At 62.8% G+C, this 23,823-nt stretch carries 25 protein-coding genes and 2 pseudogenes; 10 read left to right on the top strand and 17 right to left on the bottom strand.

The features are described from left to right. Positions 1 to 205: 205 nt before the first annotated feature. The 3 genes and pseudogenes from ACIGGF_RS13965 to ACIGGF_RS13975 all read right to left on the bottom strand — a co-directional run. Positions 206 to 2,017, bottom strand: coding sequence for a DUF222 domain-containing protein (locus ACIGGF_RS13965; RefSeq protein ID WP_397521889.1), 1,812 nt, complete (start codon positions 2,015 to 2,017; stop codon positions 206 to 208). 37 nt (positions 2,018 to 2,054) lie between these two features. Beyond that, positions 2,055 to 2,306, bottom strand: a complete 252-nt coding sequence (locus tag ACIGGF_RS13970; RefSeq protein WP_397521991.1) for a DUF3253 domain-containing protein — start codon at positions 2,304 to 2,306, stop codon at positions 2,055 to 2,057. 15 nt (positions 2,307 to 2,321) lie between these two features. After that, a pseudogene (locus ACIGGF_RS13975) lies at positions 2,322 to 2,669 on the bottom strand (DUF2256 domain-containing protein); the annotation flags it as partial. Between the two features lie 95 nt (positions 2,670 to 2,764). Here ACIGGF_RS13975 and ACIGGF_RS13980 point away from each other — a divergent pair. Then, positions 2,765 to 2,875, top strand: a pseudogene (locus ACIGGF_RS13980) (peptide deformylase); the annotation flags it as partial. A gap of 132 nt (positions 2,876 to 3,007) precedes the next feature. Here ACIGGF_RS13980 and ACIGGF_RS13985 read toward each other — a convergent pair. Then, positions 3,008 to 3,340: a hypothetical protein gene (locus ACIGGF_RS13985; protein ID WP_397521890.1), complete on the bottom strand. Its 333-nt coding sequence runs from the start codon at positions 3,338 to 3,340 to the stop codon at positions 3,008 to 3,010. Between the two features lie 105 nt (positions 3,341 to 3,445). Between ACIGGF_RS13985 and ACIGGF_RS13990 the strand changes: the two genes are divergently transcribed. Further along, complete coding sequence (locus ACIGGF_RS13990; protein ID WP_397521992.1) at positions 3,446 to 3,859, top strand: DUF6992 family protein; 414 nt, start codon at positions 3,446 to 3,448, stop codon at positions 3,857 to 3,859. A gap of 142 nt (positions 3,860 to 4,001) precedes the next feature. After that, positions 4,002 to 5,270 (top strand): DUF4185 domain-containing protein, encoded by a 1,269-nt coding sequence (locus tag ACIGGF_RS13995; protein WP_397521891.1) that lies wholly within the window; start codon positions 4,002 to 4,004, stop codon positions 5,268 to 5,270. Here the strand turns inward: ACIGGF_RS13995 and ACIGGF_RS14000 are convergent. The 3 genes from ACIGGF_RS14000 to ACIGGF_RS14010 all read right to left on the bottom strand — a co-directional run bounded on the left by ACIGGF_RS14000 (position 5,203) and on the right by ACIGGF_RS14010 (position 7,574). Then, the gene (locus ACIGGF_RS14000; RefSeq protein ID WP_397521892.1) at positions 5,203 to 5,865 is read right to left on the bottom strand and encodes a hypothetical protein; all 663 of its coding nucleotides are present in this window, start codon (positions 5,863 to 5,865) and stop codon (positions 5,203 to 5,205) included. The two genes, ACIGGF_RS13995 and ACIGGF_RS14000, sit on opposite strands and share 68 nt — an antisense overlap. Continuing rightward, a complete protein-coding gene (locus ACIGGF_RS14005; protein WP_397521893.1) occupies positions 5,862 to 6,818 on the bottom strand; it encodes a hypothetical protein in 957 nt (318 codons plus the stop codon). The genes ACIGGF_RS14000 and ACIGGF_RS14005 overlap by 4 nt, the downstream gene beginning before the upstream one ends. 138 nt (positions 6,819 to 6,956) lie before the next feature. Then, on the bottom strand, positions 6,957 to 7,574 hold the full coding sequence (locus tag ACIGGF_RS14010; RefSeq protein WP_397521894.1) for a TetR/AcrR family transcriptional regulator: 618 nt from the start codon (positions 7,572 to 7,574) through the stop codon (positions 6,957 to 6,959). Between the two features lie 84 nt (positions 7,575 to 7,658). Here ACIGGF_RS14010 and ACIGGF_RS14015 point away from each other — a divergent pair, with 84 nt between their 5' ends. Then, complete coding sequence (locus ACIGGF_RS14015) at positions 7,659 to 9,011, top strand: cytochrome P450 (protein ID WP_397521895.1); 1,353 nt, start codon at positions 7,659 to 7,661, stop codon at positions 9,009 to 9,011. A 2-nt stretch (positions 9,012 to 9,013) separates the two neighbouring features. Here the strand turns inward: ACIGGF_RS14015 and ACIGGF_RS14020 are convergent, their stop codons facing one another. Next, positions 9,014 to 9,877 carry an alpha/beta fold hydrolase gene (locus ACIGGF_RS14020; RefSeq protein WP_397521896.1) on the bottom strand — a complete coding sequence of 288 codons (864 nt, stop codon included), beginning with the start codon at positions 9,875 to 9,877 and terminating at the stop codon, positions 9,014 to 9,016. A gap of 166 nt (positions 9,878 to 10,043) precedes the next feature. Between ACIGGF_RS14020 and ACIGGF_RS14025 the strand changes: the two genes are divergently transcribed. Then, entirely contained in the window at positions 10,044 to 11,747 is a 1,704-nt protein-coding gene (locus tag ACIGGF_RS14025) for a hypothetical protein (protein WP_397521897.1), read from the top strand. Here ACIGGF_RS14025 and ACIGGF_RS14030 read toward each other — a convergent pair. Both ACIGGF_RS14030 and ACIGGF_RS14035 read right to left on the bottom strand, forming a co-directional pair. Beyond that, positions 11,685 to 12,044, bottom strand: a complete 360-nt coding sequence (locus ACIGGF_RS14030) for an antibiotic biosynthesis monooxygenase family protein (protein ID WP_397521898.1) — start codon at positions 12,042 to 12,044, stop codon at positions 11,685 to 11,687. The two genes, ACIGGF_RS14025 and ACIGGF_RS14030, sit on opposite strands and share 63 nt — an antisense overlap. 69 nt (positions 12,045 to 12,113) lie before the next feature. Continuing rightward, complete coding sequence (locus ACIGGF_RS14035; protein ID WP_397521899.1) at positions 12,114 to 13,490, bottom strand: NAD-dependent succinate-semialdehyde dehydrogenase; 1,377 nt, start codon at positions 13,488 to 13,490, stop codon at positions 12,114 to 12,116. A gap of 239 nt (positions 13,491 to 13,729) precedes the next feature. On the opposite strand from ACIGGF_RS14035, the gene ACIGGF_RS14040 reads away from it, so the two are divergent. Next, positions 13,730 to 15,967, top strand: a complete 2,238-nt coding sequence (locus tag ACIGGF_RS14040; RefSeq protein ID WP_397521900.1) for an NADP-dependent isocitrate dehydrogenase — start codon at positions 13,730 to 13,732, stop codon at positions 15,965 to 15,967. A gap of 161 nt (positions 15,968 to 16,128) precedes the next feature. Here ACIGGF_RS14040 and ACIGGF_RS14045 read toward each other — a convergent pair whose 3' ends face one another. Then, the gene (locus ACIGGF_RS14045) at positions 16,129 to 16,968 is read right to left on the bottom strand and encodes an adenylate/guanylate cyclase domain-containing protein (RefSeq protein WP_397521901.1); all 840 of its coding nucleotides are present in this window, start codon (positions 16,966 to 16,968) and stop codon (positions 16,129 to 16,131) included. Then, complete coding sequence (locus tag ACIGGF_RS14050; RefSeq protein ID WP_397521902.1) at positions 16,956 to 17,945, bottom strand: GlxA family transcriptional regulator; 990 nt, start codon at positions 17,943 to 17,945, stop codon at positions 16,956 to 16,958. Before ACIGGF_RS14050 ends, ACIGGF_RS14045 begins: the two co-directional genes overlap by 13 nt. 123 nt (positions 17,946 to 18,068) lie before the next feature. On the opposite strand from ACIGGF_RS14050, the gene ACIGGF_RS14055 reads away from it, so the two are divergent. From ACIGGF_RS14055 to ACIGGF_RS14065, 3 genes are read left to right on the top strand one after another with little or no spacing between them, the layout of a single operon-like run. Beyond that, positions 18,069 to 18,701 carry an isochorismatase family protein gene (locus ACIGGF_RS14055; protein ID WP_397521903.1) on the top strand — a complete coding sequence of 211 codons (633 nt, stop codon included), beginning with the start codon at positions 18,069 to 18,071 and terminating at the stop codon, positions 18,699 to 18,701. A gap of 18 nt (positions 18,702 to 18,719) precedes the next feature. After that, complete coding sequence (locus tag ACIGGF_RS14060) at positions 18,720 to 19,136, top strand: hypothetical protein (protein WP_397521904.1); 417 nt, start codon at positions 18,720 to 18,722, stop codon at positions 19,134 to 19,136. A gap of 24 nt (positions 19,137 to 19,160) precedes the next feature. Then, positions 19,161 to 19,817, top strand: a complete 657-nt coding sequence (locus tag ACIGGF_RS14065) for a nitroreductase family protein (protein WP_397521905.1) — start codon at positions 19,161 to 19,163, stop codon at positions 19,815 to 19,817. 21 nt (positions 19,818 to 19,838) lie between these two features. Here ACIGGF_RS14065 and ACIGGF_RS14070 read toward each other — a convergent pair whose 3' ends face one another. The 5 genes from ACIGGF_RS14070 to ACIGGF_RS14090 all read right to left on the bottom strand — a co-directional run bounded on the left by ACIGGF_RS14070 (position 19,839) and on the right by ACIGGF_RS14090 (position 22,659). Further along, the gene (locus ACIGGF_RS14070; RefSeq protein WP_397521906.1) at positions 19,839 to 20,249 is read right to left on the bottom strand and encodes a DoxX family protein; all 411 of its coding nucleotides are present in this window, start codon (positions 20,247 to 20,249) and stop codon (positions 19,839 to 19,841) included. 94 nt (positions 20,250 to 20,343) lie between these two features. Beyond that, complete coding sequence (locus ACIGGF_RS14075; RefSeq protein ID WP_397521907.1) at positions 20,344 to 20,910, bottom strand: hypothetical protein; 567 nt, start codon at positions 20,908 to 20,910, stop codon at positions 20,344 to 20,346. A gap of 38 nt (positions 20,911 to 20,948) precedes the next feature. Next, on the bottom strand, positions 20,949 to 21,866 hold the full coding sequence (locus ACIGGF_RS14080) for a hypothetical protein (RefSeq protein ID WP_397521908.1): 918 nt from the start codon (positions 21,864 to 21,866) through the stop codon (positions 20,949 to 20,951). Positions 21,867 to 22,045: 179 nt separating this feature from the next. Continuing rightward, positions 22,046 to 22,342, bottom strand: a complete 297-nt coding sequence (locus tag ACIGGF_RS14085) for a hypothetical protein (RefSeq protein WP_128644843.1) — start codon at positions 22,340 to 22,342, stop codon at positions 22,046 to 22,048. Next, positions 22,339 to 22,659 (bottom strand): SAV_915 family protein, encoded by a 321-nt coding sequence (locus ACIGGF_RS14090; protein ID WP_397521909.1) that lies wholly within the window; start codon positions 22,657 to 22,659, stop codon positions 22,339 to 22,341. Before ACIGGF_RS14090 ends, ACIGGF_RS14085 begins: the two co-directional genes overlap by 4 nt. Positions 22,660 to 22,827: 168 nt before the next feature. Between ACIGGF_RS14090 and ACIGGF_RS14095 the strand changes: the two genes are divergently transcribed. Continuing rightward, entirely contained in the window at positions 22,828 to 23,676 is an 849-nt protein-coding gene (locus tag ACIGGF_RS14095) for a PhzF family phenazine biosynthesis protein (protein ID WP_397521910.1), read from the top strand. Positions 23,677 to 23,823 lie beyond the last annotated feature (147 nt).

Consider the following 23,823-nt stretch of genomic DNA (forward strand, 5'->3'; position numbering starts at 1 on the left):
CTGGGGTAGCTGGGGCTAGGTTGCGTGCCCGAGGTGCCCAGGACCGGTTTGCGCGTCTTGTGCTTTGTGCTGACCGGACCGCTGAACTGAGCCGGTCGACTCGCATACCGGCAACCCCGACCAAGACCGACGTGGCTATCCACGAGCTGTATCTCGTCGGTGCTGATTCGAACATGTCGCTCCCGGGTCGGGGCGTCCGTCGTCGTCAGGCTGCCCGCCGTTTTCGTCGGTGGTAGCTGGGCAGTGGTTGTCTTCTGGGGTCGACGGATTCGGGTGGGGTGACGTACGGGTGGCCGTCGTCGCCCATGAACATCTCCCAGTCGCCGTGGTGGACGAGGCGGTGGCATTCTCCGCAGACCAGCGCGAGGTTGTTCAGGTCGGTTCTGCCTCCGTGTTCCCAGAATCTGATGTGGTGGGCTTGGCACCATTGTGCGGGGCGGCCGCACATGACGCAGCAGCGGTCGCGGATGTTCAGAGCGATGCGCTGGTCGTCGCTGGCGAGTCTGGTGGTCCGCCCGAGGGCGAGTGGAACGCCGTGGTGGTCGACGATGACGGGGGTCAGGTCGGCGTTGCAGGTGAGTAACTCGGCGAGGTGCCGACTCATCGGGCCGGTCCAGTCGAGGTGGAACGGCCAGTCGGCGTCGCCCGGCTGAGGGACAGCCTTCTCCCGGGCACGATCACCCTCGGACCCGCCACCGGCACCGGCACCGCCGTAAGCATCTCGGCTGCCCGGCTCGGAGGCAGACTGCTCCCGGGCACGATCACCACCGGCCTCGACCCGGCCGTGAGCAACTCGGCCGTCCGGCTCGGTGGCAGACCTCTGTCCGGCTGCGTCGCCTCCGGCACCGGCCCCGGCGTGACCATCTCGGCTGCCCGGCTCGGGGACAAACCTCTGCCTGGCAGCATCACCACCGGAACCGACCCGAACATCGGTATCGCCTGAGGCAGCGCCTACCGGACGTCGGACAGGGCTGACGCTGCCGTCACCGCCGTCCGTAGGATCCGCGGCGATCCCAGCCGTTCCCGCCGAATCCGGTGTCGTGCTCCCGGTTTGCTTCTCACTGTCGTCGGCGAGCAAGTCCCGTAGTGGGACGATCAGGTGCACCGATGCTCGCGACCCGCCCGCAGTCCCACGGCTACCACCGCTCAGGTGCCTGTCGAGGATCTGATCGAGTGCATCGGCCCGGCGCTTCGAGGGGCCACGCGGATCACGCTCCCCACCGGGACCGGGCCGGGGCGCGGTCAATGCAGACAAGGCGGTGAGCAGTTTCTCCGCCAGCAATCGGTCGACGTTGCCGCCGAGCTGGAATCGGCCGCTGGCAAGCGGATGGAGGTCGAACCGATTCAGGTCCGGGTTCTCCGACACCGGTCGCGGTGCCGGACTCGGCGGAACAGGCTCGGGCGCAGGTGGTTCCGGATCCAGCAGTGTGCCCTCGGCGGTACTTGAACCATCGCCTCGTCCCGACTGATCCCGCCGTTCTTGATCGCGTCTTTCCTGTTCCTGCCGTTCCCGGTCGCGGCGTTCCTTCTCCGCCTGCTCGTGCCGGGCGCGAGCGTCCTCGGCTGCCGAATGCGCCAGCGCCTGCGCGCGTGAGGTGACCGCACCTGCGGTGCTCCGAAGAGCTGTCTCGAGCAGTTCGGCGACGATTGCGTCGCGTCGTTGCTCGTCGAGGGTGGGGTCGGCCACCAGCACGACGTCGTATCCCTCGGCGACCGCTGCGGCGTGCGCGGCGTGGATCCGACCCTCGGCGAGGGCGTCGAGCACGGTGTGGTGATCGCCCAGCCAGTACCCCAGCGCATTCTGGCGGGCCGCTGATCCGTCGGTGATGCGCACCGATCGGGCGAACCAACGCGTGACGGACGAGTGCCCGAGCTTCATCGCCACACCGCGTCGATCGATTTCGGCGAGCAGCGTCAATCGCGTTGCTGCCAAGGCATTCTCGCGGGAGGTCACGTCAGCGAGCTCGGTGACCAATTCCTGGTCGCCGAGCCCGAACACATCCCCCCATGTCTTCACAGAACGAAAGCTATACCCACCCTCCGACAGGTTTCTGTCAGCGCTTCCAGCGGATCCGGATCGGCCCCTTCGCGGTCGAGGGGTCGACGACCGAGCCCTTCTGGGTGATTTCGACTTCGCCCGCGTCGACCATGCGGCGCGCGGCGCGGCGGACCGGCTCCATCAAGTCGCGCCAGGCGTCGTCGGACAGGGCTCGAGCTACGTCCGACGGGCAGATCGTGGCGTCACGGGAGCGGGCGTCGAGCAACGATCGGATCTTGTCTTCGAGTTCCTTGTCGCTTGTGCTCACTTTGTGCCGTCGGCAGGTGTCGCTGCAGTACTTGATGTCATCCCAGTTCTTCTCCCACTTCTTGCGCCACTCGATCCGCCGACCGCACGACGCACAAATCTTGTCGGCGGGGTGCGCGGTGGAGGTACGACGGGAATGGGCCACAGATCGACAGTAACCTCGTTCCCTGGGGCTTCGCCGCCCCCGGAGCGAAACTGTCGTCGCTCCACAGCTATTCGACCGGGCTTGGTTGCCAGTGATCCCCGGCTGACGACTCCGGCAGCTCGCGTGACGGTGTTCGATGACGAGCTGGCCGAGGACATGTTCGAGACCGACACGGCCGCACCCGGTTGCGGGTCTTAGGCCAACCACATTGCAACTCACATCCGGGGTTCTAATACGACCTGCGCGACAGCGGGCTCCGTCACCGCGGTCATGTGGTCAAGCCGGTACTCGAGACCTCGGATGTCCCGGAGACGATGCCCGACCCGGACGACACCGAGGGATGCCTGTCCGTGCCGGGCGAACGGTTCCCGAGCGGGCGTGCCCACTGGGCTCGCGTCACGGGTGTCGATGTCGAGGACAACTCGGTGACGGCGGAAGGTACGGGCTATCCGGCGCGGTGCCTGCAGCACGAGTCCGGCCATCTTTCCAGGCAGAGGGGGTGGGTCGAGCCGGGCAACAGTTCGGTTGCCCGGGGCCGACTCACATTCGCGCGGATGTCAGAACGGGTTGTAGACGTAGAGCACTCTGTAGTCCCATTCCGACGACCCGGCTGGGATACGGATAGCGCTGAGGGATTGGCCGTTCTGGGTACACCAACTCTGGCCGTGGAACGACGAGCAGTCGATCTGCTCACTGGTACCGAACGGGCTGATGATCAACGACTTGTTGCTCGCGCTGCCGTAAGCCGCCGGGTCGAATGCGCTGACGAAGCTCGCGGTGGAGTCTTTGGGGCCGAACGGATTGTCGTCGGGTGCAGCGGATGCCGTCGGTGCAGCAAGCACCGTCACGCCGATTGTCAGTCCAGCGCCGGCGAGAATTCTCTTCAGCATGGTGGCTCCGTTCGTTTCGAGCACGAATACTCAGTGCTCGGAGATCGGCCGCAACGGGCCGCGCGTTACGGCCACGCTCGGCGTCGTACCCGGCACACTGGGTTGATGACTCGCATGGAAGCACCCGTCGTCGCTCAACTGCTCGGCCGTCGTCTCGCAGTGTGGGGCGGGGTGAGTGTGCTGGCCGGAACGCTGTTGGCAGTACGCGGGTCGTCGCCTGCCCGTCGTGCGTTCGGACAGCAGACGGCAGGGTGGGGCGCGATCGACGTGGCGATCGCAGGTGCGGGGGCGCTCAACTCATCGGTCCCGACGTCCAAGAGCCTGAGCAAGCTGCTGTGGATCAATGCCGGTCTCGATGTTCTCTATATCGCGGCCGGTGCGCACGTCGCTGTCCGGAAGCCCCGGTTCGGTCGTCGAATCACCGCTGAGCAGGCGATCGGCCACGGCACTGCCGTCGTCGTGCAGGGCGCTGCGCTTCTTGTCTTGGACACGGCGCACGCGCGCATGATCGCCGACTAATCACACGAGTGTCATTCTCGCAGTAGGCGATTTGTCAAGCACCGACACGGCCCATTTGTTGCGCGATGAGTATATTTGCGTAACACTCGTCCCATTAGTCACATCAGTATCGTGTGTCACACGGGAAACGGTGGGTTCGTCCATGCGTGTACGTAGTCGGCAGATAGCTGTCGGGGCTGTTCTGGCACTGGCAGTGAGCGGGCTCAGCGCGCTGACCGCGCCCACGGTGTCGGCCGAACCGTGTGGCGGCCTCGGTGGACCGGGCTCGTCGCCGCTGTTCGGGTCCTCGGGCAGCGCCGGGATGTCGGGCAAGAACCCCCAGGGACCGCAGGGGCCTCTGCCCCGGATCACCGGCAACACCCAGAGCATCGCCTGGGTCACCGGCCCGCAGAGCGTGAACAACACGTATCAGAACTTGGCGATGTCGGGCACCGACCTCGGGATCACGTGGGACAACGGTGCCGGCCAGATCTTGATGGCGTTCGGGGACACGTTCGGAGACTGCTCATCCGGAAATGCCCAGTGGCGCAGCAATGCGCTCTTCCGCTCCGACAAGGCGTCGACCGACTTGGCGCAAGGCATCAAGATCGGACCGGCCGACCCTGCGGACAACACCTCCGGTGCCGTCGTCCGGGCCGGCAGTCCGAACTACGCCGCCGAGATCATCTCGAGCGCAAAGCTACCGAGCGTCGAGGACACGACGATCCCGACGGCGGCCATCGCGATCGGCAACACCCAGTACATCAACTACATGTCGGTGCAGAGTTGGGGCCCTCCCGGGCGCTGGGTCACGAACTACTCTGCGACGGCGAAATCCACTGACAACGGCCAGAATTGGTCGACGGACCCCAAGACAATCCGTGTCAACAAGGGCGTCACTATTCCGGGCTTCACCAACGTCCACGAGAGTCAGGGCAAGTTCCAGCAGAGTGCCTACGTGCTGGGTCGCGACGGCGAGTACCTGTACCAGTTCGGCACTCCCAACGGACGATTCGGCGACGCCTTCGTCTCGCGAGTGGCACCGAACGACATCGAGAATCTCGACGCGTACGAGTACTCGACGCAGGATCCGGATCCGACGAAGCAGTGGTCGAAGAACATCGGCGATACCGTTGCCATCGTCAAGGGCCCGGTCAGTGAGATGTCGGTCGCATGGAACGACTATCTGGGTCGCTACGTGATGATGTACGGGGACGAGAACTCTCGGACATTGGTCGCGCGCACTGCCGACAATCCCGAGGGCCCGTGGAGTGCGCCGAGGACGATTCTCGACGCCGGTCAGACAGCAGGCGGCATCTATGCGCCGTTTATCCATCCTATGTCGAGTGGAAAAGACCTGTACTTCACTGCTTCCCGGTGGTCGGACTACAACGTGTTGCTTCTGAAGACGAACCTCGATGCGCTGAAGTGATCTTCACCGATCGTTCGATGGCCGCCTGCAGGTAGGCGTCGACGTTGAGATCGCCTGACGCGGAGAGTAATCCGCGCCGGATCGTCGAGAGGTACCTGCTCGACGGTTCGCCGGGCTCCCGCACGATCGAACTGGTCAGCGTGAACGCGAGCCGTCCGTCGATGTCCGAAAGTCGCAGCAGTGAATCGTATTTACCGCGGAAGCTCTCGCCCTGACGATCCAGTGGCAACCGAGCCCACTGTCCGACGGCGAGAGTGTCCACCGCTTCGATATCGACTGAGGCAACGACGTTCTCGACCGCGGCAAGATGGGAAAATTGATCTCGGTCGATCAGGTATCCGTGCGCCACAGAGCTACTCGTGGAATTTACAGCCGTCGATACGAAGGCAGACGATCCCGTCCAGCGCTTGGATATGCCTGCGAAATACAGAGCGTGGTCGATCCACAACCACTTTTCTGCAGCAGGTAGCGCAGTTGACGGCGGCGCAGGATGCGCGCCGAATTCGGAGGAGTCGTCGGACCCCGTCAGGTAGTTGAAGAATCTCTCGCGCAACAGGTTCGAGCCGTACGAGACGTACCAGAGCTGATCGCTCACTCGGTCTCGAACAGCTGTCGGTATGCCTCGGCGAGCAGGTCGGCCGCGAGGTCGTTGTTGTGTGTCGCTGCGCCCGTCGAGTTTCCGGATCGCATCAGCCGGGCGTTGAGGCCGTAAGCGAGGTCGTCGAAGGTGTCGTCGTCGATACCGAGTTCTACGTCCACGTCTTCCTCGAGTAGCGCCCCCAGGTCGATCGACCATGACCACACGCGCTCGTCCCGGTACGGTCCACGTCCGGCGCTGACGGTCTCGTTGGAGATCTCGAGCTGCTCGTCGCTCCGGTCGCGGGGAACGTTGGTGTTGATCCGGAGATCCAGTTCGATCGTGTCGTCGTCGTGCACGATCTCGTCGACGCGCAGGGTTTCGAAACCTCCGCAGGTCAGAGTCAGCAAGCGTCGAGGCCCGTCCTCGCCGGGCTCATCGGACAGGGCGACGACCTGCCACAGGTATTTCGCGGTGTTCGCTGGGTCCGGTATCGAGGAGTTGATGTAGTCGGCGACGATGCTGCGGATGGCGGGGTAGGCGATGTGGTCGGACAGTTCCCAGAACTGTTTGCGCGCCTTGCCCACTGCTGCGTCGAGCAACGTCGCGCGCTTGGCTCGTTCCTTCGGCAGTGCGGATTTTGCGCTCGGTGCGTCGGCGAAAACGGCCGGTTCCGTGGGCCGTTCGCGCAATCGGGTCAGTTGCGAGAGCAGTGCGGTCAGACGTTCGAGCTCGTCGGAAGTTCCCGGAGTGAATTCGAGCGTCTCGATGTCTGCCCAGGTATCGCCGTCTGCGATCAACTGGGCTGCTACGGAGTCGGAGTATCCGGCGTATGCCTCGTTGTTCGTGAAGTGCAGAACGTAGAGGCCGGATCGGTGGCCCTTGGCTGCGAAGACAGTTGCGATGGATCCGGCGTCGGAGACATCGAACCGTTCGAGGGTGAATCCGTCAGGCGTGGATGCTGTCGTCATGGTCGTGAATCTACCGATGCGCACGGCGTGCAGCTATTTCGAATCGGCGGTGGCCGCGGCGCCGTCCGTACCGGGCGAGAGACACGCGGCGTATGCGCTCGGGAGCGCTTCGACCGGTAGGACTGCGCGTAGCGCACTTCAGCGGTGTGCAGTCGCGATGAACTGACGGGTTGCTGCGTCGACGATGTCCGAGGGCGTGATATCGATTTCGTCGTTCAACCATGCGATGACCAGTTCGGCGAGTCCGCCGATGAACAGTAGGCCGTTCATCTCGGATTGTGGCTGCGGCCAGGCCTGTTCGCCGAACAGCTCACGTGACTGCTCGGCTACCAAGTGAGCGAAGGCGCGCAAGGACTTTCGCCGGTATGCACGGAGTGAGTCGACGGCCAAGGACTCGATCATCGCGACTCGGCCTTTGCGTCGGTCGTCGGTGAGGACGCCGACGAACGCGGCGATGGCGTTGCGCACCTGCTCCTCGACGGTCGGGGCGGGGGAGTGCAGTGCGTCCAGAGCGGCGGCCCGGATCTCGTCGGATACCGACTCCACCACTTTCTCGAGCAGGTCCTCTTTGCTGGAGAAGTTTTGGTAGAAGTAGCGTTCGGTCAGTTTCGCCTCGGCACAGATGGCGGTCATGGTGGTGCTGTGACCACCGGCCGTCGAGAACACTTCGAGTCCGGCTTCGAGCAGACGCGCTCGGCGTTCGGCCGTTCGGTCGTCGGCGCTCATACCGTTGTAGCGACGCGTCGTGGGAGGCATGAACAGATCTTGACAGACAGCGCGGGTGTGACGCAGACTACATTTATCTGACATGACGTCATGTCAGATTAACGGAGGTCGACAATGGCACGTGCTTTAGCAGCTCCACCTGCTGATTCAACACTGCAGCCGGTATACGGCGACGGCGGCATTCCCGTCGTGGGGCACACTCTCGAGTACATTCGAGACCCTCTGAAACTGCTCGGCAGTCGGTGGGAGAAATACGGCGACGTGTCGTGGTTGACGATGGCAGGACAGAAGTGGATCACCGTTCTCGGTCCGGACGCGTGCCAGCAGGTGCTGCAGAACGCCGACAAAGCGTTCGCGAACGGTGACGGCTGGTCGCTGTTGATCGGCCCGTTCTTCCACGGTGGTCTGATGCTGCTCGACTCCGAGGAGCATCTCCGGCATCGCCGAATCATGCAGCAGGCGTTCACTCGTGATCGGCTCACCAAGTCCGTCGATGCGTTGAACCCCGTCACGGCAACGGGATTGGACGCCTGGCAGGGCGGACGCGACGTCCAGGTCTACCCGGCGCTCAAGGCCTTGACCCTGGAGGTGGCGACGAGCATCTTCATGGGCGGTGCCGAGGGCAGCACCGAGGCCGAGATCGCCGAGCTCAATTCCAGTTTTGTGGCGTGCGTTCAGGCCGCGACATCGATTGTGCGCTATCGCGTTCCGGGTACTCGATGGAAGCGCGGGCTGGACGGCAGGGCTGTGCTCGACGACTTCTTCCGGCGCTACCTACCGGCCCGGCGTGCCACCGAGACCGACGACTTATTCTCGGTCCTCTGTCACATCGAGGGTGACAACGGCGAACGCTTCTCGGACGACGAAGTGATCGACCACATGATCTTTCTGCTCATGGCTGCGCACGACACGTCGACGATCACGCTGTCGACGATGATGCAGTACCTCGGACAGCATCCGGAGTGGCAGGACAAGTGCCGCAACGAGTCCGAGGCCCTCGGTACCGATGCACCGACTCTCGCGCAACTCGACGAACTCCCCAGCGTCGATCTGGTGATGAAGGAATGTCTGCGGTTGGTCTCGCCCACGCCGGTGGTTGCCCGCCGCGCGGTCAAGGACACCGAGGTGCAGGGAAAGTTCGTCCCCGCGGGGACGTATGCGTCGGTCGCGCCGCATTTCACGCACCACATGGAGCAGTACTGGCCCAACCCCGAGAAATTCGACCCCGGCCGGTTCGCCGCCGACCGCCGTGAAGACAAGGTGCATCGCTACGCATGGGAGCCGTTCGGCGGTGGCGTGCACAAGTGCATCGGTATGTTCTTCGCCGGAGCGGAGATCAAGACGATCATGCATCACCTACTGCTGCGGTTCGACTGGTCGGTCGATCCCGATTACGTTGCACCGCTGAACTTCACGTCGCTGCCCTTCCCGGAGGACGGGCAGCCCGTGCAGCTGCGAAAGCGGTAGAGCTACCCGGCGCGGTCGGTGAGCCAACCGATGATGTCGGCGGTGACCTCGTCGCGGTTGGTCTCGTTGAGGATCTCGTGGCGTGCACCGGGGTAGAGGGTGACCGTCACATCACTCATGCCGGCTTCACGGTAGCGAGAGGCGAGTGTTTCGATCAGTTGCCCTCCGCCCGCGAGAGGATCGTCGGTGCCCGAGGTGATGAGCAGTGGCAGGTCGGAGCGGATCTGCTCGAGGTTGTGCGGGTCGGCGAGCTTCTCGGCCTCACCGAACAGTGCGGGCACCGTCGACTCGGGGAGGTCGAAGCCGCACAGCGGGTCGGCGACGTAAGCATCCACTTCGGCCTCGTCGCGGGAGAGCCACTCGTACCCGGTGCGATGCTCGAAGGCGGCGTTGAACACGCTGAGGTCACCAGCGGGGGCGTCGGCCATTCCGGCGGCGAGGATGTTGAGCGTCGTCGATCCCGACAGCACCACGCCCTCGTAGAGGTCCGATCGCTCGATCAGAACATGCTGCGCAGCAAAGGAACCCATCGAGTGCGCGAACAGAAACAGTGGTAGGTCCGCATACTCGGTCAGCAACGATTCGCCGAGCTGCTCGATGTCGGCCCACAACCCGGCGAATGCAGCGGCACCGAAATCGCCGGGAGTGTCGACGATGGACTCACCGTGCCCGCGGTGATCCGACGCGACGACGTGGAAGCCGGCATCGTTGAGCGCTGCGGCGAATCGGGCGTAGCGGCTGCCGTGCTCGGCCAGTCCGTGCGCGATCTGTACGACGCCGCGAGCCGGATCGGCGGCCGTCGCCCAGGTGTAGGTGCTGATCTCGATGTCGTCCTGCTTGGACACGAACGACGAAGCATTGGCCACGGTGACTCCTTGAAACGGCGATGGGAACGTAGCTCGAACCTATCGGCTTGTGTTGAGTCGGATTCGAGGAACTGAGAATTCGATGTGGTCTGCCGGGCTGGTCGATGGATCCTGGTTGAATCGGCATGCGTGAACATTGTCGGGCTTCATCAGTAGCATCTGCGTCATGACAGCGGCACACGCGGTGAAGATCTCGTTCGGCGGCATCAGTTTGTACGTAGGCGACGAGGTGGGTGTCATCGCGGCAGAGGTAGTGGCAGTTGGCGTTGCCGTACGGATCGAATCGGACGCGCTCAACGGGATGACCGCAGCTCTTGCGTCAGCTGGAGTGACGACCGGCGGTCTAGATGCACTGGTCGTATTCACTGAGAACCACCACGCCGAAACTCATGAAAGTGACCGCCCCTGTCGCGTCGAAGTCGAGAATTTGGGGGAGAAGGGTGGGCCGCTCTCATCGGCTATAGATTCATGGTCGCTCTTCACTGCAGCGGGAGTTTTGGCTGAAGCAGCATCGGTGGCATGGTTGCAGTTGTTGTCCGACACCGAAGCTCTGGGACGCCCCTTCTCGCGGGGAGAGGCGGCACGTTTGAAGCCTGTCCTTATGTCAGGAAATCCATCTTTGTTCGATCTTCTCGTCGAAAGAAGGCGGACACTCAAGGCGATTCTTGAAGGTTCGATGAAATCGCCGACCACTGAACCAGCGGACTCCGCACAGGACTCAGCCCTCAACAGCTATATGACAGATCTTCGGCGTTCAGTCGAGTTCGGAGCAGTCGGACTCACAGAAGTTCCGGATAACGATTTCGACTCTGAGCTGAAGGCTGAGCTGTCATCGGGGGACTGGATTCGCGATGTCAGGGCGTTACTGGCATTGGAGGAGGTCCAGGCAATCGGAATGGTTTTGAAATCAGAAGCCTTTGTTTCGGGTGAACCAGTAGAGCGATCTGTGGAGAAAATTTCGGCATTCTTCGAAGCGTTGTCGACTCAACTTGCGGAGCACGAGAAGCACGCGAAACTGATCGAGGGAGTGCTGGACCGTATCCCTCATATTCCCGACCGCCGTCGCATACAGCGTATCTCTCGTCGCCGCGCCCAGGGCACCAGCCTTGAAGTAGCGGCTGCTTTGGGGCCGTACGTTCTCGCCCTTCGAGGGGCAGAAGTGGCGCAGAGCATCGACCGCCAGAACTGGCAACAGGTCAGCAAGTCGCTCGCATCGGTAGGTGATAGTGATTTCGCGGGCCGGAAGACCATTGACGAGGTGGCGGAAGAACTGGGCGAGATGTTCGAGGCGTACTTGCCAGTTGCGAAGCAATTCGTTGAAGACCTTCGGAGCACCAACCCGAATCATTCAGCGGAAGATCTTGTGACACGAGCGAAAAAATCCTCGACGTTGCATCTCAAAATGGTGCTCGCCGAGGGCGATGAAGAGTCGGCCGTAGAAACAATTGCAACCTTTGCCATGGTGATCGCAGTCTTACGCGAGATCGAACTCAGTTCTAACGTCGATTTCAAAATCCTCGGCCGGAAGATTGCAGAGAGGCTCGACAGGACTGTGCGCGTGAGCGCTAAGGCCGGAGAGTTCGCCCCCGCGATTTCCTCGGCGCTTCAAACGCTGATTTACCAGATTCGACCGTTCATTGTCGAGGCTGCTTTCAGCGCCATGAGTAACGTCAAGCCCTCGAAACAGGGCCCGGCAAGGCAGTTTTACAAACAGGCGCGATCGAAGACGTGGCGGGCCCGTTACAACAAGGGCTTGGACTCGGCCGCAGCAAACGGTGCCACTCGGCTGTTCCTGCAAGCTTTCGGATCAGGCGCGGCCAGAACATTGGTGAGGAGTATCGACAGATCGCTCAAGGTTCGTCGTAATTGAGGCCATCTTCAACATAGGCAGGTAATGCTCGACGACGGGGAACGGCTCGTAGAAGTGATGCAGCAGCGCTTTCCACTCCTGGTACTCGGCGGAGCCACGAAAGCCCTCAGTGTGGTCTTCGAGGCGTTCCCACGCCACCAGCAGTAGATAGACATCCGGATGCTCGATGCCCTTGGACAGCGTCAGATTCACGAAACCCGGCATCGAAGAGATGATCGACGTCGCGTCGGCGAACGCGGCTTCGAATTCATCGGTTCGACCGGGGACCACGTGCAACAAAGCATGTTCGATGATCATCGAGACAGTATGGCCGCGGCACGCGAAAGCTCCCCGGACATCGTGTCCGGGGAGCCATGCCAGCAGAACCTACTTCGCGGAGACGCGCACGAGTTTCTTGTTCACGAACTCGTCCATGCCCCACGGGCCCAGCTCGCGGCCGACGCCGGAGCGCTTGACTCCGCCGAACGGCAGACCGGGCAGCGTGGTGCCGTGCTCGTTGACGAAGGCCATACCGACCTCGAGCTGCTCGGCCACATCGCGGGCCTTGTCCAGGTCAGCGCTCCACACCGAGCCACTGAGGCCGTAGGGGGAGGAGTTCGCCAATTCGATTGCCTGCTGCGCGCTTTCGACCTTGTAGATCACTCCGGCCGGTCCGAACAGCTCTTCGCCGTACGCGCGCATGTCGGGGGTGACGTCGGTGAGCAGCGTCGGCTGCACGTATGCGCCCGGTCCGTCGATCTTCTTGCCGCCGGTCAGTAGCGTTGCGCCCTTCGCGACGGCGTCGTCGATCTGCTCGATCAAGGTGTCGGCGGCAGTCTGCGACGACAGCGGGCCGAGGGTGGTGTTCGCGTCCAACGGGTCACCGGTCTGCACTGCCTCGAACGACGCGACCAGCTTGGGGACGAACTCGTCGTAGACGCCCTCGGCGACCAGGATGCGCTTGGCGGCGTTGCAGGCCTGCCCGGCGTTGGAGAGCCTTGCCCGGGTTGCGGACTCCACGGTGGCGTCCATGTCGTCGGAGTCGAGCAGAATGAACACGTCCGATCCGCCGAGCTCGAGAACGACCTTCTTGAGGTTGCGTCCGGCGGTCTCGGCGACGGAGGTTCCGGCCCGCTCGCTACCGGTGAGCGAGACGCCCTGAACGCGTGGGTCGGCGATCATGTCGGCGATCTGCTCATTGGTCGCGAATATGTTGATGTATGCGTCCCGGGGGAGTCCGGCCTGCTGGAAGATCTCCTCCATCAGCAGCGCCGACTGCGGGCAGTTGGGTGCATGCTTGAGCAGAATCGTGTTGCCCACCATCAGGTTCGGTCCGGCGAACCGCGCCACCTGGTAGTACGGGAAGTTCCACGGCATGACGCCGACGAGCGCGCCAACCGGCTTACGCTGCAGCACAGTGTCTTCCGCGCCGGGGACGTCGAGCTTCTCGTCCTCGAGCAGGGCGGGACCGTTGTCGGCGTAGTAGCGGTAGATGTTCGAGGACAGTTCCACCTCGCCCTGGGACTCGGTCAACGGCTTGCCCATCTCGAGCGAGATGGTCCGGGCCAATTCTTCCGAACGCTCGGTGTAGAGGTCGGCGACCTTGTGCAGAATGTCGGCGCGGTGCTGGGGTGAGGTCTTGCGCCAGGTGCGGAATCCGTCGTGTGCGTCGGCGAGCGCGCGCTCGACGCCGGCCGTATCGAGTGTTTCGAATTCCTTGACGGTTGTGCCGTCGGCAGGATTGACAGTTTTGTAGGTCGTCATAGTCGGTTCAACGGACGAGGAAGGGGTGTTGTTCCAATCCGGGCAAATCGGATGCTCCGGTGGTGGTCAGGGACGGATCGTGGAACGTCGCCAAATCCTTTGAGCGCGCTACTGGTCGGTAACTTGGGGTCGACGGCGGAGTGATACCCCACTGCCCCCACAGTCGCGGCGTCAGACGATTAAAGTTGGCGACGAACGCATCCAAAAGACGACGTTGAAAACTGAGGCAAAGGCGAAACATGACAGCGAAGAAGCCGACCATCATCTACACCCTGACCGACGAGGCGCCGATGCTGGCGACTCACGCGTTTCTTCCGGTCATACGTTCTTTCGCCAGCGCGGCCGAAATCAACGTCGAGTCGAGTGACATCTCCGTTGCCAACCGCATCCTCGCCGAGTTCCCCGATTACCTGAACGAAGACCAGCGAGTGACCGACAACCTCGCCGAGCTGGGCAAGCTGACGCAGCTGCCCGAGACCAACATCATCAAGCTGCCGAACATCAGCGCTTCGGTGCCGCAGCTGCTCGCCGCGATCAAGGAACTGCAGGACAAGGGCTACGCGATTCCCGACTTCCCCGGCAACCCGAAGACCGACGAAGAGCGCGAGATCCGAGACCGGTACACCAAGTGCCTCGGCAGCGCGGTCAATCCTGTTCTGCGCGAGGGTAATTCCGATCGTCGCGCCCCCAAGGCCGTCAAGGAATTCGCGCGCAAGCACCCGCACAGCATGGGTGAATGGTCACCGGCATCGCGCACCCACGTTGCGCACATGCGCCATGGCGACTTCTACCACGGCGAGAAGTCGATGACCGTCGAGGGCGACCGCGAGGTCAAGATGGAGCTCATCACCGAGGGCGGCGAGACCATCGTCCTCAAGGAGAACGTGTCGCTCACCGACGCCGACGTCATCGACAGCATGTTCATGAGCAAGAAGGCGCTCATCGAGTTCTACGAGGAGCAGATGGAGGACGCCTACAAGACGGGCATCATGTTCTCTCTGCACGTCAAGGCCACAATGATGCGGGTATCTCATCCCATCGTCTTCGGTCACGCCGTCAAGGTCTTCTACAAGGACGCGTTCGCCAAGCACGGCGATCTGTTCGAGGAACTCGGCGTCAACGTCAACAACGGTCTGTCGGATCTGTACAGCAAGATCGAAGCCCTTCCCAGCGCGCAGCGCGAGGAGATCATCGACGATCTGCACAAGTGCCACGAGACCCGTCCGGAACTGGCGATGGTCGACTCGGCCCGCGGCATCTCCAACTTCCACTCGCCCAGCGATGTCATCGTCGACGCGTCGATGCCTGCCATGATCCGCAGCGGCGGCAAGATGTGGGGCGCGGACGGTCGGCCGAAGGACACCAAGGCGGTCAGCCCGGAGTCGACCTTCTTCCGTATCTACCAGGAAATGATCAACTTCTGTAAGACCAACGGCCAGTTCGATCCGACGACGATGGGCACCGTTCCCAACGTCGGCCTGATGGCTCAGAAGGCCGAGGAGTACGGCTCGCACGACAAGACGTTCGAGGTCCCCGCCGGCGGCGTCGCGAACATCACCGACCTCGCGACGGGTGAGGTTCTGTTGACGCAGGACGTCGAAGAGGGCGACATCTGGCGCCTGTGCATCGTCAAGGATGCACCGATCCGCGACTGGGTTGCCTTGGCAGTGCGCCGCACCCGTGAGTCCGGAATGCCGGTCGTCTTCTGGCTGGACCCGTACCGCCCGCACGAGAACGAGCTGATCGGCAAGGTGCGCAAGTACCTGAAGGATCACGACACTGACGGCCTCGACATCCAGATCATGTCGCAGGTGCGTGCCATCCGCTACACGATGGAGCGCCTGATCCGCGGACTCGACACCATCTCCGCGACCGGCAACATCCTGCGCGACTACCTCACCGACCTGTTCCCCATCCTGGAACTCGGAACCAGCGCAAAGATGCTGTCCATCGTTCCGCTGATGGCCGGCGGTGGACTGTACGAGACGGGTGCCGGCGGTTCGGCTCCCAAGCACGTCAAGCAGCTCATCGAGGAGAATCACCTGCGCTGGGATTCGCTCGGCGAGTTCCTGGCTCTCGCGGTCAGTCTCGAAGACCTGGGCACCAAGACCGGCGACGTCAAGGCGACCATCCTCGCCACCGCGCTGGACTCGGCAACCGGCAAGCTGCTCGAGAACAGCAAGGGCCCGTCGCGCTCGACAGGTGAACTCGACAACCGTGGCAGCCAGTTCTACCTCGCCCTCTACTGGGCACAGGAACTCGCCGAGCAGACCGAGGACACCGAACTGGCCAAGCACTTTGCCGCACTGGCGAAGACGTTGGCCGAGAACGAAGAGAAAATCGTTGCGGAGATGAACGAGGTTCAGGGCAACGCAGTCGACATCGGCGGCTACTACTACCCGGACTCCCAAGCAACCGCCGCAGTGATGCGTCCGTCGAAGACCTTCAACGAGGCTCTGGAGTCTGCGAAGCAGTAGTTTCTCTGGCTCACCTCCCATCGAATGAATGGTCCATTCACGCGCTCAGACGTTGTGAGTGGACCATTCATTCGTATTGGGGCGCACCAGAATTCAGCTCGCTGCCCACCCCGGTTGGGTCAATGTGACTTTCACGCGCTCAGACGTTGTGAATGGTCCATTCATTCGTTCAATGCCGCAGCCTCAGCACTCGGCAGCACCGGTAGAGCAACCGGATACAACTGAAATGTTCCGCTCATTCCCTTGAGTTCGACGTCTCGTGGCGTCCCGAGGTTCAGGTCGGGCGCGCTACCGATGGCGTTGCGGACCGGTTCGCTCACAAGAATTTCGCCGCCCTCGGCTTGGTTCGCCACTCGTGCCGCCATGGCCACGTTGAGGCCGAAGATGTCGTCTCCTCGGCGCACCGAACTGCCGACGTGGACGCCCATCCGGACGCGGATGCGATCCCAACGGTCGGGGTTCTTCAGAAGGGCTTCTTGCACTTTCACCCCGCAGCGCACAGCTTGGCCGGGGTCCGAGAAGGCGATCATGTAACCGTCACCCTGGCTCTTCACCACATGACCGCCGTGGTCGTCGACGTGTTTGTTGATGAGCTTGTTGTGCTTCTCGAGCAGCTTCACCCAGCCGCGGTCGCCCAGTTCTTCGTTGCGTGCGGTGGATCCTTCGATGTCGGAGAACATCACGACGATGTCGCCGTCGGCGGTCATGCGTGCCAGGTCGGGTCGTTCTACTTTGGCCCAACCCGCGAGATCTTCGACGGAGTTGCGGACCGTTGCGCCGAAGCCCTTGTTGATCAGTAAGTCCGTGGTGTGGAAGGCAGTTCTGATCGCAAAGGGCACCAGGCCGCGTCGCTTACGGCGTTGCTGCGTTTCGGCGAGAGCTCTATCAAGTGCACGACGTGTGTGCGTCAACTTTCGACGCGAGACGATCAAGACCACACCAAGGGCGATGATGGCGGCAAGCTCTACTCCGGCAACTATCCACAGGATCACCTCGCCCATCCTTGTCGGTCGGCCGTCTCCGTGGGCGCACAACCGACGGCGAACTGTTTGCGGTAAGCCGTCGGCGTCACCGCGAAGGCCGAGCGGAAGTTCTGACGCAGCGTGACGGCGCTGCCGAATCCGCACAGCGCGGCGATGCTGTCGATGCTGCGATCAGTGGTCTCGAGCAGACTTCTGGCCTCGTCGAGGCGCATGTCCAAGACCCAGCGGGCCGGAGTGGATCCTGTCTCGAGCTGAAACTGACGAATGAAACTGCGCCGGCTCATGCGCGCGTGCTCGGCCAGGCGCTCGATCGGCAGCGCCTCGTCCAGACGCTCGAGCGCCCAGCTCTGTACGTCCGCGATCGCGGTGTCGCCGGATGCGTCGATGACCGGACGTTCGATGTACTGCGCCTGACCCCCGTCCCGATGGGGTGCCACGACGAGACTGCGCGCGACTCTCGTCGCGGCAGCCGAACCGAGGTGCTTGCGCACGATGTGGAGGCAGGAGTCGATCGACGACGCGGTGCCCGCAGAGGTCATCACGTCGCCGTGGTCGATATAGAGCACGGACTCGTCGAGCCGGGTCTGCGCGTTGCGCTCGCGCAACTCGGTCATCTTGGTCCAATGGGTGACGGCAGGTCGGCCGGCCAGCAACCCGGTGTCTGCGACGGCGAATGAGCCGAGACACAGACCCGCGATCTCCGCCCCTCGTTCATGTGCTCCACGAAGGGCATCCGAGAATTTGATTCCGATGTGCGGCAACGATTCCGGCCACGATGTCACGATGACGATGTCGGCCCAGTCGACCGTGTCCGGTCCAGCGATATCGCCGACGGGTAAGCCCTCCTCGGTGCGGATCGACCCTGGAGTGTCGGACCATGCCCGTGTTTCCCAGTCGGGGGCGAGGCCCAGTCGCGTCACCTCGCCGAACACCATCAGTGGGGCGGCGAGATGGAACATCGTCATGCCGTCGAACGTGTACAGCGCGATGCGCATGGGTCTCCGATCGACGAGTTGGCGCAATTCCATCGAAAGTATGCATCCGTGCCACTCGTGGACGCAAGGTCGATGACGAACGATAGGTATCGACCGAAAACGCCGGCAACAAGGAGAACCCCCATGACCGCACCGCGCAGAGCCCTCATCGTCATCGATGTCCAGCAGGAATACTTCGAGGGAGTGCTGAAGATTCAGTACCCGCCGCGCGACGAGTCGTTGGCCAACATCGTCCGCACCATCGAAGCCGCTGCGGCGCAGGATGTTCCCGTTGCCATCGTGCAACACGAGATGCCCGAGGGCGCGCCGGCATTCGTGAAGGGCACCCCGACCTACGAATTGCATCCCGACATCGAGGCCGTCGTGCAACCGTCGTTCGAGCGAGTCGAGAAGAAGTACAGCAGTGTGTTCGCAGGCACCGGCGTCGCAAAATGGTTGCAGAGCAACAACATCGACACCGTCACGATCGTCGGATACATGACCAACAACTGCGACCTCGCCTCCAGCGCCGACGCCGAGGCGCTGGACCTGACCGTCGAAATCCTGTCCGATGCCACCGGCGCGATCAACCTCTCGAACGAGGCGGGCACCGTCTCGGCGGAGCAGTTGCACAAGGCATTGATGGTGCTCTACCAGTCGAACTTCGCGGCGGTGGCGACGACGGACCAGTGGGTCGACGCGGTCAAGAACGGAAACGGTCTCACCGCATCCAATCTGGTGGTCTCGGCTGCGCAGGGCAACGAGGCTGTCGCATAGTTCACTAGACTTGATGCCGTGACGGCACGTGCGATAACCGAGCAGACACTCGGTGCCTGGGTGATCAAGTGCAATCCGCACAAGACCGATCTCGCACCGATGATCGCAGCAGGTCGTGCTCACGAGCACTGGTGCGTAGCCGACAACTATCGAACGCACCTGATGGCCGTCGGGCAACCGGTGTTGTTCGGGGTCAGTGCCCATGCCCGACGCGGTATCTGGGGTGCCGGTCAGCTGACCGGCACCCCGGTCCCGGGTCCGCAGTGGAAGGTCTCGACGAACATCACGCTGTTCGATGCGCCGATCCTCGCGTCGCACATCCAGTCCGTCGCGGAACTGTCGATGCTCGAGGTGTTTCGATCACCCCAGCAATCCAACCCATCCTGGGTCGACGCGTCGGAGTGGGCAGTGCTGCGTTCGATGCTTCCGGGCTGACCGTGGGTGGTGCATGATCGAGGGGTGACTTCCTTTCCCCTTGTGGACCTGACTCCCGACGAACTGCTGACCACGACGCGCACCGTCCGCAAGCGTCTGGATCTGACGCGGCCGGTGCCGATGGACCTGATCAAGGAATGTTTGGAGATTGCGCTCCAAGCCCCGTCCGGGTCGAACAAGCAGGGATGGCAGTGGATTGTCGTCACGGATCCCGATCTTCGTGCCCGCATCGGGGCGATCTACGGGGAACTGTTCACCGCATATCAGGCGTCGAAGCATTCCGCGTCGGCCCTGTTTACTGACGATCCAGAACGCGCATCGGTGCAGAAGCGCGTCGGGGACAGCGCGAGCTGGCTCGGAGAGCACATGGGTGAGGTGCCGGTACTGCTGATTCCGTGTATTCAGGCAGGTAAGACGCTTCCTGCCGGCAATCAGGCCGGTCTGTGGGGCTCACTGCTGCCCGCGGTGTGGAACTACGCCCTGGCTGCACGAGCCCGTGGTCTCGGAACGGCATGGACGACAATCCATCTCGCGAAGGAAGCCGAGATCTCCGAACTGCTCGGCATCCCCGAGGACTTCCATCAGGGTGCGTTGATTCCGACGGCTTATTACACGGGGGAGACGTTCAAGGTTGCTCCGCGGGATCCAATCGAGACGGTGCTGCACGTCGATCGCTGGTGACCCGCGGTCTGATGGTCCGCGTCAGCGCACGATCGGCATGACCTGACGCACCTTCGGGTCACGCAGATAGAGCGCACCCCACACGAGGATGCCGACATAGACCGCGAACAGCACCGTGCTCACCAGTGGCTTGTCCACGCGCCAGTTGGTGAGCACGGCTCCACCCAGGTAGCCCGTCAACAGAACCGCACCCAGAAACGCAGTGCGCGGAATCAGGTACAGCGCCAGCGAGACCAACAAGATGATCCCGATCACCGGTGTCATCTCGTCACGCAAACCGAGATCGACGGTGGCGTCTTGCACCTGCTGCACATTCAGCAGTTTTGTGACGCCGTCGAATATCAGGAAGATCGCGATCAGTGCGGTGAGGATCCACCCTATCCGGGCAGCGGTGCGCGAAGTGGTCGCGGGAGGTGTGGTCTGGGTGGTCATGGGAATCTCCGATGGTCGACGGTATGGATGCGTGGATATGGACAACTGATCCGTCGAAAACTCACCGGCGTGCATCGAGACCACGGGACGGCCCTCATACCCTGAGGATTCGGCGTGCGGCTTTGGAGATGTCGCAATCACCGTGGGCTACAGAATGGGCGATGCCGTTGTAGACGAGGTTCCACAGCAGTGGGTTCATCTGGGCGTCGCGGAGTACGAGGATGAGCTTGTTGCCGTGGATGTCTTCGATCTTGGATGCTCGGTTAAGTCCGACGGTGGTGGACCGTATTTTGGTGATTTCGTAGGTCGAGATCCACTCGTCTCGCTGTTGAACCCAGCGAGCCCCTGCCAGGACGCGATCTCCTAGGCTTTTGCGGTATTGCAGAACGGGGAGTCCAAGGATGACGAGCCACGGAAACCAGAGATCAGCCCAACCGAAGCCGCGGAAGGGAACAATAAAGAACAGCAAGAAAATGCAGGTCAGCATCACCGCTTGCAGAAGTTTTTCTCGACGGGGCTCCTCGAATGCTTCTAATGCTGGGCCGTATTCGATTGGCACAACGCTATTTTCGAGGTCTCCCGGCATCGTCACCCAATGCGCTCGTGCTTCACCTCGGTGCGCGATCGGTGGTCGAGGTTCGCCTGTGGTCGGATTCGGCATCGGAGCTGGCTGCCTGAGTGCTCGCCGTGGATTCGACATCAGTCTGCGGCCCATTCGATCAGCTCGCCCACGCCATAACTGACCAAGATTCCGACACCAACGGCGGCAACGGTTGCCGGCCCACCGGCGACACTCCCCAGAAGCAGGGTCGTGGCTGCAGTACCTGCGAGAAAGCCCCCAGCGTCTTTCGCGACTATTTTGGCCGCATCTCCCGGGCTTTCAGCAGCTTGGAGATCGTAGACGACTTGGCCTCCGGTGAAGCCGATTCCAACAATCGGGATTTTTGATCCGACCTTCCCGCCAAACGGAAGTCCAACAGTCGCGAGACGCCCAAGCCTAGTAGCGCTATTTCCCGGCAGCAGCGCCCCATTCTGTGCAGCGACTCGAATCGCATCATTTGCAGCAGGTGCGAAGGCCGAGGCCGCTCTGGTCGCGGCTGTATTGACCGAATCGGGTGCCGCCTCGGAGGCAAGGGCCACGAACCGTTCCAGTTGCGCAGCCCTGGTCTGGGCAATCGCGCCCCAGTGATCGGCTTGCTGAGCGGCAGTGCCCAGGTAGCTGATCGCTCCGCCGGCGGCCATCCACGGCGCAGAGCTGCGCAGCCGGTCCAGCCAGCCAGCACTGTCATCGAAGGCGGACTGCAGCGCCGTGTGAGCCTTCGACTCGATCGTCCGTGCCTCGACGACCATGTCGACGGCATCGTTGTACGCCGCGATCTGGTTTGCCTGCGTTGTCAGTTGATCGATCGACCAGGGGCCCGTCGGATGTAGTGGTTCAGGATCGCCGATCCACTCCGCATTGCAGATGTCCGGACCAACCCAGATGCCGGTTTTGATGGCCCGCGCAACCGCTCGATTGAGGCCCTCTCGGGCCGTGAGCATCGAGTCGGCGAACGATTCGAGTGCCTGCGCCAGCGCTGTTGCCCGGTCCGCGGTCTGTTCTGCGGCCGTGCTCAACGTCGAGATCGTGTCGCGGAAACTGTCGCCGGCACCGGACTTCCATACGTCCTCGGATCGATCGCGGGCGTCGCGGAACCGTTCGAATCCGCCTTCCGCGCTCCCGCCGAGTGTGCGCAACGCTGATGCACACTCGCGGCATGCGTCGATGTCCACGTCGAGGTACACGTAGATCGTCATCAGCGCGGACCATCCGGTGCACCCGCATCGACAACGGCTGCGGTGTTCGCGTGTTCCGCGGCGGCGTAGTCCTCGTCGCACGCCTGCACTGCGTCGGCGGCGCGAGCCGAGGCGATCATCAGATCCGACATCGCCTGCGCCAGAGACCTTATGGCCTCGCCGACGAAGATGGTGGACGTGCCCGCGTTCGGCACCTCGGGTGCGCTGTCGCCACTCGAATCCAACGTTTGCGCGTTCTCGATCAGTATCCGAGCGGGCTCGTTGAGATCGCCGATCTCGATGCCCTGCAGGCTCATCGGAGCGGGTCCGTCATATACGAGTCGGGACTGCTATTACTCGCACTAATACATCTGTCCTGCAGGGGAAGTGGCGCGTCAAGAAGAACGACGTCGATCTCGGCCGACGCGCGGATCTCTGCAAGCCCTTGTTCGTCGACCAGCCCCCACGGTTGTCCGTTGCCGCAGTTGCGAACCAACGACGTCAGTGACGTGTATGCCGCCAACCCGACTCGGCCGTCGGACAGGATTCGAAGGTCGACCGTCCGCGTTGCAGTACCGCCGGACGGTCGAAGCAGCACATACAGCCGCGACGATCCGCCTCGATGCTCGAACATTTACCCCCCGGTAAATCGACGTCAGCAACCCCCGGCGTGCCGACTCCGGATTTACAGTAGCGGGTTCCGTCCCATTCGGGCGAAATCCCAGCCCTGGGCGTCGTCGAGCCTTCCATGTTGCGACCAACACTTGCTCGGCCACACAGAGCACACGAGTAGGTTTTCAGCATGCCCCAGTTCGACATTCAACGGTGGACGGCGTTCTCCAGTGAGCCGTCAGGCGGTAACCCAGCAGGAGTCGTCCTCGACGCCCGCGGCCTGGACGACATCGAGATGCTGAGGATTGCAGCGGACGTCGGTTACGCGGAGACGGCCTTCGTCACTCCGGGCGACAGCGAACGTAACCGGATCATCCGATACTTCTCGCCGGCCGCCGAGGTGCCGTTCTGCGGGCACGCAACAGTGGCGACGGCCGCAGCGATCAGCGTGACCGAGGGCGTCGGGCCGATTCGTTTCTCGACGCCGGTGGGGGACATCGCGATCGAGACGAGCATCGGCTCGGATGGTGCGCCGTTGGTGTCGTTTACGAGTGTGGAGCCGAAGTCGGCACCGCTGTCCAGCACGGCCCTTGCCGACGTGCTCGGCGCTCTCGGCCTGACCGCGGACCACCTGCATCCCAATTACGTTCCCGCTGAGGCGTTCGGTGGCAATTGGCACCCCCTCGTCGTTCTCGAAGATCGGGACGTCTTCGACGGGTTCACCCCCGATCTCGGCCGCGCTCGTGCTGTGCTCGACGAGCACGGTTGGCCGGCGACGATCATCGTCCTCTGGCCGAAGAGCGCCTACCTATGGCACGCACGCAATGTGTTCCCGGTCGGGTCCATCACGGAGGACCCGGCAACAGGTGCGGCAGCGGCGGCGACCGGCGGGTACCTCCGCGGGGCGCATGCGGTTCAGCCACCTGCGAGCATCGTCATCCACCAGGGAAGCCATGTCGGCCGGCCGAGCAAGCTCCTGGTGGACATCCCTCCGTACGGCGGGATCATCGTGTCGGGCTCGGCGACCCGCATCGCCTGATCACGTCCGCAGGTACGCCACCACAGCCATTACGCGTCGACTCGTTCCGGAGGAATTTACAGGCCGAGTGTTCTTTCGTGGCCCCGCGGTTGCGGTCTCGCCGCCAGGCCGCCCTGTAAGAACGACGGCCCGGCGACCTGACCCGCA

This window comes from Rhodococcus sp. NPDC078407, from assembly GCF_044542515.1.
Lineage (GTDB): Bacteria > Actinomycetota > Actinomycetes > Mycobacteriales > Mycobacteriaceae > Rhodococcoides.